Below are 17507 nucleotides of genomic sequence, written 5' to 3' on the forward strand. Positions count from 1 at the left end.
GGTTAGCAAGGATAAGAAAATGAAAGCTGTCATGTTGATGTTCGATACGCTGACCCGTAACCACCTCTCGCCCTATGGCGGCGGGGCGATTACACCGAACTTTGCCCGTTTGGCGCAGGAGTCGGTGCAGTTCGATAACTTTTATGTCGGCAGCATGCCCTGCATGCCGGCACGGCGCGAGCTTCATACCGGTCGATATAACTTCCTGCATCGCAGCTGGGGGCCGCTGGAACCGTTTGATTTCTCCATGCCGCAGGCGCTGGACAAGCACGGCATCCACACTCATATGGTGACCGACCACAAACACTACTGGCGTGATGGTGGGGCAACCTACCATACCCGCTACTCCACCTTTGAATTTATTCGTGGGCAAGAAGGCGACTGCTGGCAAGGCAAAGTCGCCAAACCCGCCATCCACTATCAGGGCATGGAGGATGAAAACACGCGCCAGCGGCGAACCAAGCGCATTACGCAGGATTTCATCAACCGCGCCGCGATGCCGACCCAAAAAGAACACTATACCGAGCGCACGATTCAAGCCGGGCTGGACTTCATCAATAACAACAAAGACGACGATAACTGGTTCTTGCAGATTGAATGCTTCGATCCCCATGAACCCTTCTTTGTGCCTCAAAAGTATCTGGACATGTACGGTTGCAAGGCAGAAGACTTCAATGGCTGGACACCCTACTACTGCGCGACGGAAAGCCCTGAGCATGCCGAGAAGGTGAAGACGTTTTATCAGGCGCTGGTCACGATGTGTGACGATTATCTTGGTAAGGTAATGGACAACCTCAAGGCAAACGGGCTGTGGGACGACACCCTGTTTATCGTGTGTACCGACCATGGATTTTTGCTGGGCGAGCACCAGTGGTGGGGCAAAAATATCATGCCGGTGTATAACGAAATCGCCAACACGCCCTTCTTCATACGCGATCCTCGTAACGGGATTCAGGGAGAACGGCGGCAGGCATTGGCACAAACCATCGATATTCCTGCCACGCTGCTCGATTATTTCAACGTACCGCTGCCGCCCACCATGCACGGCAGGCCGCTACGTCCGGCGATTGAAAACGATACGCCCATCCGTGACAGCGCGCTGTACGGGTACTTTGGCGGGCACGTGAATATCACCGACGGTGAGTACGTCTACATGCGCGGTCCGCGACAAAACGACAAGACGGACCTGTTTGAATACACTTTGATGCCCACGCGCATCGACAGCCCGTTTGCGCTAGGTGATTTTAGGCATATGACACTACACCCTGGATTTGATTTCACCCAAGGTGCGCAGGTCATGAAGATCCCAGCTACCTTTGGCTACCTCAACGCCTATCGCTATGGCGACAAGTTATTCAATGTCGCTGATGATCCTCGGCAGAAAGAAGCGTTGCAGGATCCACAGCGGGCGATGGCCTATGCCCAGAAGATTGCCGCACTATTCAGGGAAAATGACGCCCCGCCTGAACTCTATTCCCGTTTCAGCCTCGATGCGCTAAGTGCCGATCGGGAACAGCAGGATCGGGCACGCTATGAGCACTATCCTGAACTGGCTGGGCTGGATGTCAGTTGCGAACACCGCGGCGTTTATGAAGCATTGCGTCTGCTGATTAATGCAGGAAAAGCGGCCAACCTCTCGCTCACCGCGATGCTGCAATCGATTCCTCAAACATCCATGCTGCGCGAAAGCGATATTTTCCTGATGATTGCGGCGGCATTTTCTCCGGCAGCACAGCCGGAATTGGTGTATCAGGCGCGCCTGCTCTTGCGGATTGATTGACAGGGAAACGATGAACACATTAACGCTGAGTAATACGCAGCTGACGCTGCAAGTGCATCCCAACGGCGCGGAAATGCGTAGCCTGACGGATGCTCAGCGGGAATGGCTCTGGCAGCCCGGCGATACGGGCTGGCAGAGTACCGCCCCGCTGCTTTTTCCTATTGTCGGGCAACTCGTTCATCAGGGGGTTTATCATTACGGTAAACACTGGCCGTTACCTGCACATGGTTTTTTGCGGCACCAGCGGTTTACGGTGGTAGAACAGCGTCAGGAAGCGCTACACCTCCGCTGCTATGACACGCCAGAAACGCTCGCGATGTGGCCATTTCGCTGGCAGCTTGATGTCCATTATGCACTGCACGACAGGCGTGTGGTGGTTCGCTATCGGCTGGTCAATACCGATGACAATACGCTGTGGTTTTCGCTGGGTTCACATCCCGGATTTGCTATTCCAATTGGCCAGGAGCCCGGTTGGCACGTCCGCTTTTCATCTGCGCGCTGCCGCGGTCCGTGGCCTACCCACCAGAGAACACTGATCGTGAACGACGCGGCCCCCGCTCCCATTGCTGACGTGCTGCCGTTAACGTCCGAGACATTTGCCAACGGCGCGCTCTATTTCAGCCATGCGGAGCAGCAGACCATCGACGTTATTTCTCCCTCAGGGACTAGCCTGATCCAACTCTGTACCGATATGCACCCTTGGCTCGCACTCTGGTCAGAGCCGGGTGCCGATTTACTCTGTATTGAGCCGCTTTTTGGGACGACAGACGCGCCCGATTTCACAGGAGAATTGCGACACAAGCGGGGTATTGTGGCGCTACAATCGGGAGAACGCTTTGAATGTGGCTTTAACTTCACCGTCAACGCAGACGAAAAAGGAAGAGCAAGGTAAAATGCGGGGAATATTCAGCAGCGGTACGACAGGCCTGATTCAGAATCAGCACGCTCTGTGTACGATGGCGACGCAGGAATCCCCCATGAGCATCAATAAAGAAAAAGTTCGAACGTATATCGCGAATATCTTGCATGGCCTCAGCGACACGAACCAGACTATCGCCAATTACGTGCTGCAAAACCCCAGCATGGTTGCCCAATTGCCGGTCAAGAAATTGGCAGTGGAGATTGGCGTGAGTGAAGCGACCATCGTCCGGTTCTGCAAACACATCGGCTATGCCGGTCTGCTGGAACTGAAAAGTGCGCTGAATCGTGAGCTGTTTGATGACAGCGATCTGTCATTGCCCGCCACTCCCGATATCCTGATGAATGATACGCGTCACGATGTCGCACAGAAAATTGCCCTCACGGTAGACAGAGCCGTCAAGGAAACCATCGATCTGATTGATATGCAGACGATCAATCAGATAGTCAGTCTGTTTATCTCGGCGCGTCGCGTGATGTTTATCGGCTTCGGCGCATCTGGCCTTGCGGCACTGGAAGCGCGTGACAAGATGAACCGTATCGGCATTGATTCCGATGCCTTTACCGACCGATTCTCAATGACGTTAAAACTGGCGAATTTGAAGCCTGACGATCTTGTTGTCGCGTTTTCACACTCTGGCGAAACCCCGGAAGTGGTGAATGCCTTTAAACTCGCGGAAAAAGCAGGCGCCACACGGCTTGCAATAACCCACAGCACACACTCGCCGCTCACGAGTTTAGGAAATTATGTGCTGTTAACCTGTGGCGAAAGTGAACGCTATCAGGGGGATTCTATCGGCACCCGTGTTTCGCAGCTTTTCATGATCGAGTTTCTCTGCACCGAGCTCACTAAACAGAACTTTAAAGATTTTTCCAGCCAGAGCATCTCAATCAAAGCGCTGTTGATTAAAGAGCGCATTAAACAACATTCAACCTGAAATCAGACGACAACATGACAACACCCAGACAGGACAAAACACCGTGGTGGAGTCAGGGGAAAACCCCGGACTACCGTTTTTCATTGGCGAATGAGCGCACCTTTCTGGCATGGATCCGCACCGCGCTAGCGTTTCTTGCCGGCGCGGTGGGTATCGACCAATTTACCGTGCACATCGATCCGCTGTTGCGTCAGGGGCTATCGCTGTTGCTGGTCGTTAGCGCGGCACTGCTCGGTGCGTTGGCGTATCGTCGCTGGGTTAGTAATGAGAAAGCGATGCGTCAGGAAAGCGACATGCCGTATACGCCAATGCTGCTGATCGTGACGCTGTTCATCACCCTCATTGCCATCGCGCTTGCCGCTATGATTCTGTTCGGGTAGCGCATGGACACGACTCGCGATCCGGGGTTACAGCCACAGCGAACCGGCATGGCCTGGTCACGTACGCTGTTTGTGATGCTGATCAACAGCCTGCTGTGTTTTCGTCTGAGCATGGTAAATGACAGCCGAGTAGTGTTTGCCTGCGCCATTCTGCTCTTGTGCGTTTCTGCGTTGATGTCGGTGCTGGCGATTCTGCGCTACCGCTTTAACGCCTATTGCCAACCGGTGCTATCACGCGCCAGCCACGGGCTGATCGTGCTCACGTCCTCATCGATTGTCATCACCGCTCTGGCCTTGCTGCTGCATTTCAGCGGCGTGTGGTAGGCCCCGATTTTCTGTCATTTTTTCTGAAAGAAAAGGTTTTCTGAAAAGAAAGGCGGTGAAGCCCAAACGTGCTTCACCGATTAAACGGATTATTCGATCGAACTTTCCGGGAACAGGAACGGGTTGATGCTACTGCGAGAAAAACCTTCTTCCTCCATTTTCACATCCAGCACCAGCGACGCCAGATCGTCGGCGACGGCTTCTACACGGTGATCTTTTTCCTGATATAGCAGCTTCAGATACGTGCCACAGTGGCCACAGCTTTCCGCTTTAATGGCGGAGTTTTCGCTATCCAGCGACCAGTAATTCAGTTCGCTCGATTCTTCACAGTTGCTGCATTTCACCCGCACCATGTGCCACTCGCTTTCGCACAGATTACAGTGCAGATAACGCAGCCCGCTGGACGTACCTAGCTGCACCACGCCCGATACCGGAATACTGCCGCACACGGGGCAGAACTGGCGATGTTCACCGGGTACGGCACGCGCTTTACCGGGCAGTTGGCTTGCCATCTGCGCCCAAAACAGCGACAGCGCCGCCCAGATGAACGGGGCTTTATCATTGCTCTCGGCACGAAATTCGTGTTGCAGCAGCGCCGTTGCCTGTTCTTCCAGCTCCTGCTCTGAGGCTTTTTCCAGATTCTCCAGCGTAGATAACACCTGTCCGCTGGCATCCGGTTTTAATTCTTCGATCAGCGCACGCAGCAGCGTGTGCCAGTGCGCATCACGCGGGAACACCGCGATATCAAGCGGCGGACGTTCACCAGACTGTTTCAGCACGTCACTCAGGTCAAGCTTCAACGGATGATCATGCAATACCTTCTGCTGGGCTTCCACCACGCCTGCGGCGAAAGTGAGATAGTCCCCCAGCGGGTGATCTTCAGCTAACTGACGCAGACGCTCCGCGCGGCTGCTGTACAGGCTTTTCAGATTGGCAAAAAGCAACGGAGGAATATTCCCTTCCGGCATCGATTTTTCGTTCTGTTCTAACTGTTCCTGAGGAACAATGCGAATACTCATCAGGGGGATTTTTCCTGTTGTTTACGTTGTCTATCCGATAGATTTCGGGGTGCAGGAAGGCCGCCAGCGCGGTCCGAAAGATAGCGGGTATAGCTCACCTTTAGTCGGCATTATACGCATCGTGACTAGCGACTTTCTGATTTCCGGCAAGGTTATGGCTGTTTTTCGTCATCCATTCAGTCACCTTCCGCCATGACGGAAACAGTAGCAGAAAAGCGGCAAACATCTCCACACCTCTAAAGGGGAGATCACGCCAGACGCTCGCTTATCTGCGATCGAATCAGCGCTGCCAATACGATCACGCTTTGTTCGCAGCGCTCATCCCATTCATAGGAGGCGTTGAAGCGGAAATAACGATCGTATTTGTCGCCGGTCGTGAACATTTTCCCCGGCGCAATACTGACGCCCCGCTCCAGCGCGCGGCGGTATAGCTCCGTGCTGCTGACGCCTTCAGGCAACTCCAGCCAGAGAAAATAACCACCTTGCGAATGATTAATGAGGACGTCGCCCGGGAAATGCCGGCGTAGCGACTGTAATGCCGCGTGTTTACGCTGTTCCAGCGCTCGGCGCAGGCGGCGCAGGTGGCTGTCATAGCTGCTGGTCGCCAGATAATCCGCAATCGCCAACTGCATGGGTGCACTGGTTGATAAGGTACTCATCAGCTGTAAACGCTGAATGCTGCCCGCATAGCTTCCGGCCGCCACCCAGCCGATGCGGAACCCCGCCACCAGATTTTTAGAAAACGAGGAGCAGTGCAGAATCGTGCCTTTTTTATCCAACGCTTTTGCGGGCAACGGACGTTGCAGGCCCGTATAAAGCTCGCTGTAGACATCATCCTCTACCAGCCCGACGCCGTGCTTTTCCAGCATCGCCACCAGCCGCTGTTTCTTCTCCCAGGACAGCGTGCAACCGAGCGGGTTATGAAAATTGGTCATCAGCCAGCAGGCTTTGATCGGATAGTCGTTCAGCGCCTGCTGCAATGCATCAAGATCGATGCCCTGCTGCGGATCGGTCACAATTGCAATCGCTTTGAGTTTAAGGCGTTCGATCGCCTGTAACGCGCCATAAAAAGCGGGAGATTCGATCACCACATAATCGCCCGGTTCCGTCAGAGCCTGAAGGCTGAGATTAAGGGACTCCATCGCGCCCGCCGTAATCACAATCTCATCGGGCGAGACGGCAATCCCCTGCAACGCGTAGCGCTGAGCGATGTTCTTCCTCAGGCTTTCATTACCCGGCGGCAAGTTATCCAGCGCGCTGTGTGGCTGCATATGACGCGCCACCGAGGCCAGCGAGCGCGTCAACTGACGCTGTGGGAAGAGCTGTGGATCGGGAAACGCCGATCCGAACGGCATGACCGCCGGATCTTTGCTGGCCTGAAGCACATCAAAAATGAACGCGTTGACGTCCACGTCTTCGGTCAGTTGAACGCGCTCCTGCCCCACGGGCGAATGCAGGCTGTCTGCTGGTAGCGTGGACAGCTTTGGTGCCGCGTAATAGCCCGACTGTGGACGCGACACAATCAGCCCCTGACTTTCCAGCAGCTGATAGGCGTGCAGCACGGTCATCAGGCTCATACCCGAATGCAGTGATTTTTCCCGCAGCGAGGGCAGTTTGTCGCCCGGCTGCCAGATCCCTTCCTGAAGCTGCTCACGGATCTGGTGAGCGAGCTGTTCAAACTTTGCCATAGCGCTACGGTTTCGCTGGGTGAGTCTGTCATTATTTTTAGCTCGATCACCACCGACAGGTCATGATCGAGAAGGATGCTTTATCAAGAACAATGCGTTGTGCGAGGACTATTTCGCCGCGTAGCGTTGTACAAAATCCAGCAGAATCTTGCGCGCCCAGACGGGTTCCTGCGGAATATCCATCATCCGATCGACATCCCAGCCGCCCTGTCGTAGCGCCGCTTCATTATGACGCAGGCACGTCAGCATGATGTCCGCACTGAATTCCGGGTGAAATTGCACGGTCAGGACTTTATCGCTGTAGCGGATAATCTGGCAGCCATCCATCTCTGAACTTGCCAGCACTTGTGCACCTTCAGGCGGTTCCAGCACGGATTGCTGATGGGTCAGATAAGCACCAAACTGCGGCGGATAATCACGCAGTAAGATGTCTTGCGCAGCAGCTTCATGGGTTGTCACAACCTGAACGCCCACTTCCTTGCCGTTCGGGTTATCTCCTACTTTACCGCCCAGCGCATCGGCGAGCAGTTGGTGCCCATAGCACACGCCCAGCAGCGGAACATCCGCGTAATACGCTTCACGCAGCCAGCCTGCGGTATATTCGCTCCAGTCCAGTCGATCGGTAACCATCGACCACGAACCGGAGATTACCACCGCCGCCAGCGTATCAAACGACGGCAGTCGCTCCCCGAGATCGGGACGGACCACCTGCACCGGCTGCGTGTTCCCCTGCACCGCATCGGTAAACCACTTCCCCTGTTGCCCAACCTGAGACGCAATGCCTTCCGGCGGTTGGCCCAACTGAATCACCAGCAATACCTTTTCGCTCATCGTCCTGTTCTGCCCATATTTGAAAATCACAAATTTGAAAAGCCATTCGTCTTGAAAAACGCTTCATCTTGAAAAGCCATTCGGTTGAAAAACTACAAGCGTGTAACGTCCTGTGTCTTCAATGAACGTAGCACTAACGTAATACGATTCCTACCCATGTCATGCGCTGGATATGTACATATGCTGAATATGTGTATGCACTGGATAGTAAAAGGCCACCTTAACAACAGGCGGCCTTTTATCAACGCTTATCGCTTCAGAAGCAACACATCATGCCTCGATCACGGAAGCCGATAGGCAACAACATAATCCCCGCGATCCGGTGAGTTACGCGCGCCGCCTGCCGAGATAACGACATACTGCTTACCATCAACCGGAGACTTGTAGCTGATTGGCGTACTCTGGCTTCCCACTGGCAGTCGCGCTTTCCATACCTCTTTACCCGTCGAGCTATCAAAGGCACGCAGATAGTAATCTTGCGTGGAGGCGATAAATACCAGACCGCCCTGAGTGGCCAGCGTGCCGCCAATCGTTGGCATACCAATCGGAATTGGCAGTCCCATCTTAATACCGAACGGTCCCGTATCTTCTACCGTTCCCACCGGAATCTGCCAGGCAATTTTCTGCGTTTTTAAATCCACCGCAGTCAGCGTGCCAAATGGCGGTTTCTGGCAAGGAATCTCAATAGGCGACATGAAACGCACTTTCGCATTAACCGAATACGGCGTGCCATCCAGCGGTACCGGACGATCAATGCTGGCCGCTTCGTTACCATCACTTTTCTTACCTTTATCCTCTGCCGACGTCGGCACAAGCTGAACCTCAAGCCCCACTCTCATATCGTTGACAAACAGGTAGTTATTCACCGGATCCGTAGAGAGCCCGCCCCAGTTCATGCCACCTAAAGAGCCCGGCAGGTTGAGTGACGGATCGTGTCCCGGCGGGGTAAACAGCCCATTGTAACGTTTAGATTTGAAGTGGACGCGGCAGAGCAACTGGTCGAACGGCGTAGCTCCCCACATATCGGACTCTTTGAGAACATCCGCGCCAATCTGCGGCATACCGACGGAAACAGGCTGAGTCGGCGAATACACTTCACTCGGAATGTCACCCTGCTCGACGTTCCTCTCTTCGACTTTCGTCAACGGTTTTCCCGTCATCCGGTCAAGAACGAAGAGCTGGCCTGCTTTGGTGCCAAACACCAGTGCGGGTACGCTTTTGCCATTTTCGCCAGGGAAATCGACGAAGGAAGGCTGCATCGGCACATCAAAGTCCCACAAATCATCATGGACAGTCTGATAGACCCACTTGACCTGTCCCGTGGAAGCATCAACAGCCACCATTGACGCGCCAAATTTACGATCCAGATCGCTACGCTTGACGCCCCACAGGTCGATCGCGGCACTCCCTGTCGGCATGAATACCGTATTGGACTGCGGATCGTAGGACATCGGTGCCCACACATTCGGTGTCGAACGCGTATAATCCTGACCTTGTGCTGGTTCTGTCGTCTCTTGCGGGTTACCGGGATCAAATGCCCAACTCAGTTTGCCAGTAATGACATCAAACCCGCGAACGACGCCGCCGGGCATATCAATACTGACGTTATCCGCGACCCTGCCGCCAATAACGATAGTCGTCCCTGCCAATGTGGGCGCTGACGTCGGATAATATTGCCCCTTATCGCTGCCCTTACCCATGTGATCGCTGAGATCAACCCGGCCATTGGTGCCAAAATCCGGACAAAATGCCCCGGTATCTGCATCCACGGCGATCAGCTCTGGCGTTACGCTATTCATCAGAATACGACGCTGACAGACTGCACCAGCAGGCACAGAAACCTGCGCCACTGGCGTAGATCCCGGAACGACAGGCTGCGCTAGCGGCTGTGTAGCATCAAAATAGGCCAGGCCACGACAGCGCATCCACTTTTTCTGGTGCGCGCCGATTTCCGTTTTCCACAACTGTTTACCGCTTGTGGCATCCACCGCGATAATGTTGTTATGCGGAGTACACAGGAATAAACGGTTACCCACTTGCAACGGAGTCTGCTGATCTTCAGCACCGCCGCCGCCCGGACTTTGCGGCACATCACCCGTGCGGTACGTCCACGCGACCTGGAGATCTTTCACGTTATCACGCGTGACCTGATCCAACGCGACAAAACGCGACGCACCAGAAGTGTTACCGTAATTGCTCCAGTTTTGCTGTTCTTCACCGGGCTTAACAGGGACGAGCGGCAGTTGAGCACCGGAAGAAGGCACCGGCGCATGGGGAACGAACATCCCGGCGACGGTGGCAACAAAGGCCAGCGCCAGTACGCCAGCAGAAAGTCCAGCAACACGCCAAGCAGGTTGCTTACCCGCGGAGTTACGCAAGAGAGGTAATGACAGCGCAACCAGAATGGCAATCCCTGTCAGCGTGAGCAAACGCGATACCAACGGCCAGAAATCCAGCCCCACGTCCCACAATGCCCAAATAACGGTTCCCAACAAAACGGCACCGTACAAATAAGCGCCGAAGACATTTTTACGCCAGAGCAGTACGCCGGAAATCAGCAGTACCACACCGGATACCAGAAAATAAGGGCTCCCCCCCAAACCAATCAGTTTGGCACCATAATAGGCAAAAAAAGCACCTATCGCCGTTACGATTAACCCCAAGATTAGCAGCCAGATACCCTGCAACCTGGACACAAGTGGTTTTGCCATAGAAAATTCCATCAATATGAGCAAACCTTGTCTTCACATCATTTCATTTGCCCCACATCTAACACAATGATGAAGAAAGGAATGCATTACGTTAGTGTTTTAGAAAAGCGAGAACGAGGATCGAGAACCGCATAAATATGCTGGATATATCGTTTCCGCCCCACTTACATAGCGTAGATGTTTTTTAAAGGGTCACAATCATATTGCATTTTCTTAATAAGAAAATAAAATTTCTATAACATTTGATTTAATAAGGATTTACCTTGATCGGATGAGATATCCGCAAGGAAAATCGAATAATAAAAGTTTCTTATTGTGATGATAAATAGAGGGAATATAAACAGCCGTTATTTTATATAATCGTTCTTTTATATAAAGGCAGGCTGTTTTATATCGTTCAGGCAGAAGGTTGCTTGCGGTAGGCTAGCGAGAAAACATCGTAGAAATCAACGTCACCTTTCGTACGTCGAATTTGCTCTATCCCTGCTTTCACGGCTGATGGCACCTGCTCGTTGCGTAGCAGCTTATCCTGCGTGTCCTGTGATACGTGGCGGACCGTAAACCACTCGCCGTTATAACAAACACGGAGATCCAGCGTATCAATGTCTTCAAAGCGATAGGTCGGGTTGATATCTACCGAGAGCGCCAGCGTCATCACCAGCAGGAAAACCGTGAAGCCGATCAGATACGGTAAACCAAAATAAGGGGCATAAAAGAGGATGATCGCGACCGGCACGTAGCTCACCAGCATCGCGGCAAACAGATAGGGGTGTGACTGCATGAATTTGCGGCTAAAACGTATTTTATTGTCGCGTTTCTCTTCCCGATTAATACGTTCGATCTCTTCGGTCAGAAGGCGTTTTACTTCATCCATCATCATCACCATCGTGCTTGAGGAATACAACACTGCTGGCATCGATTAGAACATAGCCCCATGAGAGATAACAGATACAGTTTTCGACAGATTAACTATAACAGTTTGCCGGATGCCGGGATGGATTACCCCGGCAACCTCGGTGACAGAATGGCGGAGATTACGGAATGGCGGGCATCGTGAGATCGGGATCGATCAGATTGTAGATGTGATTGCCAAACACGGGTTGCTGTAACAGTTGATCAACCGCCAGCGCGACATCCCAGCGTGACACCAATCCCAACGTAGCAGTACCCTGCGTCAGTTTTGCATTGTGCGTCGCGACCACGTCCAGCAGACCGCCGGGACGAACAATACAGTGATCCAACGTACTGCTTTGCAACCAGCTTTCTGCCAGCGATTTCTCACGCACCGCGAAGCCAAACGCGGCTCTGGCGCGTGGCGACAACAGCGGCCAGCTATCGCCGCAGCCCAGTGACGTCACCAGCAACATACGTTTAAGACCTGCCTGTTCAGCACCATCGATCACCGTGCGATGACCCTGATAATTTACCGTACCGCCGCCCATTGTCGATACCACAATGGCAGAAGGCCCCGCCACACGACAGGCTTCCGCGACCGTTTCCGGGTCGCAGGCATCGCCTGCTACTACCGTCATTCCCTGCTCACGCCAGTGTTTGGCCTGTTCAGGATTACGTAATACGAGTACGACCGCCTGCTCGCACTCAATAGCGCGCTGTAATAAGCAGGCGCCGACTCCATTGCCTGCGCCGAAAAGTAACCACGTCATACCTGCTCCGGTTGTAATTCACTCGCCAGCGCACGGAACGCCTCAACCTGAGCGCTCAACAGCTGGCGGTGGCTGTCTCGTCCAAGGAAAATTTTAAACATCGCTGCACCGCTGGCATTAAAGAACACCACGGACGCCGTGTCCATCCCCATGAATTTACGTTCAATAAACGCAATGTGCTGACAGCTCGTTGCGCGGATATGCCCGCTCAGGCCATTTTTGCCACGCAGGTTAAAGTAACCGTGGCGATGCGTACCGGTTGGCAGCTCGCTCTTGAATTCCAGAATCGCGTCCGCCGTGTGGCTGATTAGCGTCACTTCACCCCAGGTCGCAATCGTGTCCCAGACGTGATCGAAACGATCGCCTGCCGCCAGCGTACGCTGCGCCGCAGGCAAGGCCTCTACGACAGCAAACAGCGAGGTATTATATTTTCCGGCAATCTCTTCCAGTGTTCCATCAGGGTTGGTTGCCAGTAATTCATTCAGTGTCATAGTCATGGTTGCGTCTCCGGTTAGTGCGCATGCTCTTCGGCATTAAGCTGGGGGATAATTTGTTGTAATGCCTGCATCAGGTTATTCGCCCAGAAGCGGCCATCGTTGGTCAGGCGCAGGCAGGTGGAATCGTCACAGGTCAACCCGGCCTGATGCCATTGGCTAAGCAACGGCTGAAGTTCACGGGCATGTCGGGTCAGTTGAGGCAGCTTGATACGACCGACCTCAATACCCGCCTGAAGCTGATGCTGCCACGGCCCGGTAGGACTGGCTGGCGTCATCATCATGATCGGTTTTTGCCCCTGATCGATCTGCTGGTAATAGCGCTCCAGGCTGCGTTCCATCATGTAGGCTTGCCCGTTTATATTGCCGCCCGCGCCGCTGCCCATTGCCAGACAGTCCGCGCCTTGTTTAATCAGCAGGTTATACAGGTTACGTTCACGCGTAGTGCGCGCCCAATGGCTGTTGCTAAGCTGGTGCCAGCCAGCATCGGCCAAAAACGCCGCGCCAGTCCGGTAAAAATCACGGCGGGCAACCACATCAGGCAGTGCCACACGCTGGTTTTCGGCCGCTTTCGCCAGCGGCGTGGTTGGTAACAGATTCAGCGCATACAGATCGACGCCGTCTAACGGTAAATCGCTGACGATAGCCAAATCTTCGCGCCAGATTTCCGGCGTTTGCTCCGGTAGACCAAACATCAGATCGCACACTACAGCGGCTCGGTCTCGCTCGCACAGACGCTCAAGGAAACGAATTGACTGCTGCTTATCCGACGTACGCGCCATACGCTGACGAATACGGGTATCGAACGTCTGAATCCCGATGGAGAAGCGGTTCGCTCCGGCATCCAGACAGGCATCAATTCGCTCATCGTCAAAATCCATCGCCCGCCCTTCTACTGTGATTTCACAGTCCGGTGCCAGCGGCAGAGAAGTACGGATCGCGCGAATGATCTGCGACAGCTCATCGGCCGCCAGCGCCGTTGGCGTCCCCCCACCAAAGTACACCGCATGAATCGGCGCAGACTGATGCAGCGGGCTGTCCGCTTCCATCGCCAATTCCTGCAACAGATAACGGGTATAGGTCGCCGTGCTGTCATCACGCAGCTTATTTTGATAAAAACCGCAGAACGTACAGTGCGTGGCGCAGAAAGGAATGTGCAGATAGAGCAGGCGCTTACGCGCAGGCACTGTCTGCTGCTTCAGCGCCTGCCAACCGGCAGGAATCTGTTCTGGTGAAAGCGGCATATGGTTGCGCCAAGGCATTGCCATACGTCGGGCGCCAAAAGGCTGCTCACCGGGCTCGGCATAATACGGCGTCAAATCGATGTTCATTAACGGCCCCCAAATAATCAATAAAATAAATTAAATGATAATTATTTTTATTTGGCAACCAGCCCAACTGGCAGAAAGGAGGAGGATTATTCTTTTCGCGTCATTTTCTCTTTAAATTAACCGATTTGCTTATTTTGGTTAAAATTGCAGATATAAATAAATACGGTTATTTCTTATGATTTTCATAGTATTAATCCACTGAGCCTGTTTTAAATGTTAAATAAATGAAAACAAAAATCACTACATTAAAATTCGTTAACTTAACAACCAATAAAATATTGCAAGTCCTTACTTAATAATAAATGAGATTGCAGTCACATTTTTTAATATTCATTCAAATTTAATTATCGCCGCTCTCGCCCAAATGATAACGTTAATGATAATCATTAACTTTTCAGAGAAAAAGCCATGAATAAAAAGGCCACACACTGGGCTCTCTTTATGCTGCCTGCTATTTATAGCGGCGCAATTAATGCAGCTCCAAACGATTCATCTACAAATCATTCGACCACAAACAGCGATGAAATAACCGTTATTAGTGCAGGGAGAACGAAACAGAATTTATGGGAAAGTCCGGTCACAATGCAGGTCATCGATAATGAAAAGCTGAATAAATATACGGGTGATTCTATTGCCGAAGCGCTGCGTGATATTCCCGGCGTCGATATTACCGATACCGCATTAGCCGGTCGGAAACAAATACGTATTCGCGGCGAAGAAGCCTCACGTGTATTAGTGTTAATTGACGGACAGGAAGTCACCTATCAACGCGCCGGCCCCAATTACAGCCTCGGATTATTAATCGATCCTTCTTATATTGAACGCATTGAAGTCGTGAAAGGCCCGCATTCAGTATTATATGGCTCGCAGGCTATCGGCGGCGTGATCAACTTTATTACCCGCAAAGGCGGAGACAAACCGCTGAGCGGCAAAATCAAAGCCGTTTATGACAGCGCGACCGCAGGCTGGCAGGAATCGGGTTTAGCCTACGGCTCCATCGGTAATTTTGACTATCGCCTCAGCGGCAGCTATAGCGATCAGGGCAACCGCAGCACGCCGGATGGCCGCCTGCCGGATACTCATTTCCGCAACAGCGGGCAGTCCGCCTGGCTCGGCTATCGCCTTGGCGATCATAAACTCGGCCTGTCGCTGGACAGCTTCAAACTCAGCACGCAGACCTACACCGATTCGGATGAATACGACAGCTTCAGCGTGCGCATTCCTGAACTGGAAAGAAAGAAGGTCGGCCTGTTTTATGACTGGCAGATCGGCGGTGATGTGCTGAAAAACCTGCATCTGGATGCCTATCAGCAAAATATCAAACGCGAATTCCGTAACGATCTGTCGCAGAGCGGTAATCCGCTGCGCTATAACGGCATGGCGCTTTATCAAGGCAAAATGGCGATGAGTACAGGCACCGACGACAAGCAGACCAGCCGGGGGTTGACCTTACAAGCGGATATCACGCCATTAGCCGGACACACGCTGATCGCAGGGGGACAATGGCTCTCCGATGTCGTGAAGCAAAATGCCTTCTCCGATGTCCGGGTAACGGGATCGTTATCGCCCATGGGAATGCCTTCTCTGTCGGTTAATCCAAGCTCAATATCCAATAACCACTGGCGGCAAAATAGCTGGGCGCTGTTCGCGCAGGATGAATGGAAAATAACACCGGACTGGACGTGGACGCTGGGTGCGCGTCAATACTGGGTTGAATCACTCTCCTACGGTGGCCAGAAGACAGGCACCGTGAGAATGAACGGTATGGTAATGCCGAACAACAGTACGTCCGCCGCCGCGAAGGAAAGTGACAGTACACTCGTCACCGCCAGCAGCCTGCGCTATTCCGGCTTTGACAATATCCAGCTGCGCGCCTCCTTTGCGCAAGGTTATGTCTACCCTACCCTGACGCATAAGTTTTACGACACGGCGGCCGGCGGGAGCACCACTTACGGCAACGCCAATCTGAAAGCGGAAAAGTCGGATAACCATGAAGTCGGCATGCGCTATAAAGACGATAGCTGGCTGCTGGACAGCGCGATCTACCATTCACGCGCCAAAGACTACATCACCACGCTGAACTGCGCCGGTAACGCCGTCTGTTCCGGCAGTACGGACAGCAGCAGCCGCTACTACGCCAACGCCAACCGTGCGACCACGTACGGGATGGAGATGTATGCGGAATACCTCGGCTGGACGCTGTCTCCTTACGTTAACGGCAACATCATCCGCCGTGAGCTGGAATTGCCAACTCGCAGCACCTATCGCACCGGTGAACCCACCTTTACTGGCCGCGTCGGGGTCAAAAACATCATGCTGTTCGAACGTATGGAGCTGGAGTCTGATCTCTACCTCCGGGCAGCCTCACGTGCGAAGGATGAAACGGCAGATACCGCCGTCCAGCACAGCGGTTGGGCAACGGCTAATCTGGAATTTACCAGCACCTTCGGTAGCGAGAATCAATACCAGGTCACGCTGGCGCTGAATAACCTGCTGGATAAGCGCTATACCACCGCGCATGAAAGTATTCCCGCATCCGGCTTCAGCACCGCGATTGGCGCGGCGTTCTCATTCTAAGCATCATGATGATGAAGGCGATAATCGCGTTAATGCTCTTCGGGCTGTCTTCCTTCACCTGCGCGGCTGAGCCGCGCGTGGTGATTGCCGGTGGCTCGCTGGTGGAAATCGTTTATGCGCTCGGCGCAGGCGATACGGTGGTCGGTGTGGATCAAACCACTACCTATCCGCCACAAACAGCAACGCTGCCAAAGGTCAGCAACTGGCAACAGTTGACGAGCGAAGGCATTTTGTCACTGCACCCAACGCTGTTGATGACCTGGCAAGATGCCAACCCACCACAGGTACTTCATCAGCTTGAGCAAGCAGGTGTAACAGTGGCGCGTTTCACCCGCACGCCCAGCACGCCAGCACAGTTGCTTAGCAATATTCGTCAGGCTGGGGCGTTGCTCAATCGCACGGAGGCTGCCGAGCTGCTGGCGACTCGTCTCTCTCAGCAGTTGAGTGCGGTATCAGAACGGCTGGCAACGCGAAAAGATCGCGTCAGCGTCGTGTTTCTGCTGAGTGTCGGCAGCAGTGCGGCGCAGGTCGCGGGGAAAAACACCGTGGTGGATAGCCTGATCGCGCTGGCAGGCGGAAAGAATATTGCCACGCATAGCCAGTATCGTATTTATGGCGGCGAGGCGATGATTGCGGCGAATCCTGAGGTGGTTGTGGTGACGACGCAAAGTGTGGAAAACGGCGTGGAGGCGCTGGCAGCAGTACCCGGTTTAACGCAAACCGCAGCCTGGAAAAACCAGCGTATTATCGCGCTCGATCAGGCGATTTTACTGGGAATGGGGCCGCGCGTCGCCGAAGCGGTTGAAGCGCTGAACCGCGGCTTCTATCCTGACTAAACGAATATATCCCCCA

General features: G+C 53.4%; 15 protein-coding genes. 7 read left to right on the top strand and 8 right to left on the bottom strand.

Translation table 11 applies throughout. From position 1 onward, the window contains the following. Nucleotides 1–19 precede the first annotated feature (19 nt). The 5 genes from ACIPUG_RS05105 to ACIPUG_RS05125 are packed head-to-tail and all read left to right on the top strand — an operon-like array spanning nucleotide 20 to nucleotide 4340. Nucleotides 20–1780, top strand: coding sequence for a sulfatase (locus ACIPUG_RS05105; protein ID WP_400337646.1), 1761 nt, complete (start codon nucleotides 20–22; stop codon nucleotides 1778–1780). Nucleotides 1781–1790: 10 nt separating this feature from the next. Then, the gene (locus tag ACIPUG_RS05110; protein ID WP_400337649.1) at nucleotides 1791–2672 is read left to right on the top strand and encodes an aldose epimerase; all 882 of its coding nucleotides are present in this window, start codon (nucleotides 1791–1793) and stop codon (nucleotides 2670–2672) included. Beyond that, nucleotides 2623–3636, top strand: a complete 1014-nt coding sequence (locus tag ACIPUG_RS05115) for a MurR/RpiR family transcriptional regulator (protein WP_233989431.1) — start codon at nucleotides 2623–2625, stop codon at nucleotides 3634–3636. The genes ACIPUG_RS05110 and ACIPUG_RS05115 overlap by 50 nt, the downstream gene beginning before the upstream one ends. A gap of 14 nt (nucleotides 3637–3650) precedes the next feature. After that, the gene (locus ACIPUG_RS05120) at nucleotides 3651–4016 is read left to right on the top strand and encodes a YidH family protein (protein ID WP_014916006.1); all 366 of its coding nucleotides are present in this window, start codon (nucleotides 3651–3653) and stop codon (nucleotides 4014–4016) included. Between the two features lie 3 nt (nucleotides 4017–4019). Beyond that, the gene (locus ACIPUG_RS05125) at nucleotides 4020–4340 is read left to right on the top strand and encodes a DUF202 domain-containing protein (protein WP_400337652.1); all 321 of its coding nucleotides are present in this window, start codon (nucleotides 4020–4022) and stop codon (nucleotides 4338–4340) included. Between the two features lie 89 nt (nucleotides 4341–4429). Here the strand turns inward: ACIPUG_RS05125 and fdhE are convergent, their stop codons facing one another. The 8 genes from fdhE to hutW form a co-directional block, all read right to left on the bottom strand. Then, nucleotides 4430–5359 (bottom strand): formate dehydrogenase accessory protein FdhE, encoded by a 930-nt coding sequence (gene fdhE / locus ACIPUG_RS05130; RefSeq protein WP_039497485.1) that lies wholly within the window; start codon nucleotides 5357–5359, stop codon nucleotides 4430–4432. A 248-nt stretch (nucleotides 5360–5607) separates the two neighbouring features. Beyond that, entirely contained in the window at nucleotides 5608–7047 is a 1440-nt protein-coding gene (locus ACIPUG_RS05135) for a PLP-dependent aminotransferase family protein (RefSeq protein WP_400337655.1), read from the bottom strand. 108 nt (nucleotides 7048–7155) lie between these two features. Further along, nucleotides 7156–7878, bottom strand: coding sequence for a glutamine amidotransferase (locus ACIPUG_RS05140; protein ID WP_039281799.1), 723 nt, complete (start codon nucleotides 7876–7878; stop codon nucleotides 7156–7158). Nucleotides 7879–8159: 281 nt separating this feature from the next. Beyond that, nucleotides 8160–10589: a membrane-bound PQQ-dependent dehydrogenase, glucose/quinate/shikimate family gene (locus ACIPUG_RS05145; RefSeq protein ID WP_400337658.1), complete on the bottom strand. Its 2430-nt coding sequence runs from the start codon at nucleotides 10587–10589 to the stop codon at nucleotides 8160–8162. Between the two features lie 397 nt (nucleotides 10590–10986). Then, nucleotides 10987–11463 carry a YlaC family protein gene (locus tag ACIPUG_RS05150; RefSeq protein ID WP_039281801.1) on the bottom strand — a complete coding sequence of 159 codons (477 nt, stop codon included), beginning with the start codon at nucleotides 11461–11463 and terminating at the stop codon, nucleotides 10987–10989. Nucleotides 11464–11623: 160 nt separating this feature from the next. Continuing rightward, nucleotides 11624–12253, bottom strand: coding sequence for an NAD(P)H-binding protein (locus ACIPUG_RS05155; protein WP_400337661.1), 630 nt, complete (start codon nucleotides 12251–12253; stop codon nucleotides 11624–11626). Next, a complete protein-coding gene (gene hutX, locus ACIPUG_RS05160; protein WP_014916014.1) occupies nucleotides 12250–12750 on the bottom strand; it encodes a heme utilization cystosolic carrier protein HutX in 501 nt (166 codons plus the stop codon). Before hutX ends, ACIPUG_RS05155 begins: the two co-directional genes overlap by 4 nt. 14 nt (nucleotides 12751–12764) lie before the next feature. Beyond that, a complete protein-coding gene (gene hutW / locus ACIPUG_RS05165; RefSeq protein WP_400337664.1) occupies nucleotides 12765–14078 on the bottom strand; it encodes a heme anaerobic degradation radical SAM methyltransferase ChuW/HutW in 1314 nt (437 codons plus the stop codon). Between the two features lie 408 nt (nucleotides 14079–14486). Between hutW and ACIPUG_RS05170 the strand changes: the two genes are divergently transcribed. Together ACIPUG_RS05170 and ACIPUG_RS05175 are read left to right on the top strand one after the other, a co-directional pair. Then, entirely contained in the window at nucleotides 14487–16655 is a 2169-nt protein-coding gene (locus tag ACIPUG_RS05170) for a TonB-dependent receptor plug domain-containing protein (RefSeq protein WP_400337667.1), read from the top strand. Nucleotides 16656–16666: 11 nt separating this feature from the next. Continuing rightward, a complete protein-coding gene (locus ACIPUG_RS05175; protein WP_400337960.1) occupies nucleotides 16667–17491 on the top strand; it encodes a hemin ABC transporter substrate-binding protein in 825 nt (274 codons plus the stop codon). The last annotated feature ends 16 nt before the right edge of the window (nucleotides 17492–17507 follow it).

Origin of the sequence: Pectobacterium sp. CHL-2024, from assembly GCF_044751765.1 — a bacterium.
Lineage (GTDB): Bacteria > Pseudomonadota > Gammaproteobacteria > Enterobacterales > Enterobacteriaceae > Pectobacterium > Pectobacterium brasiliense.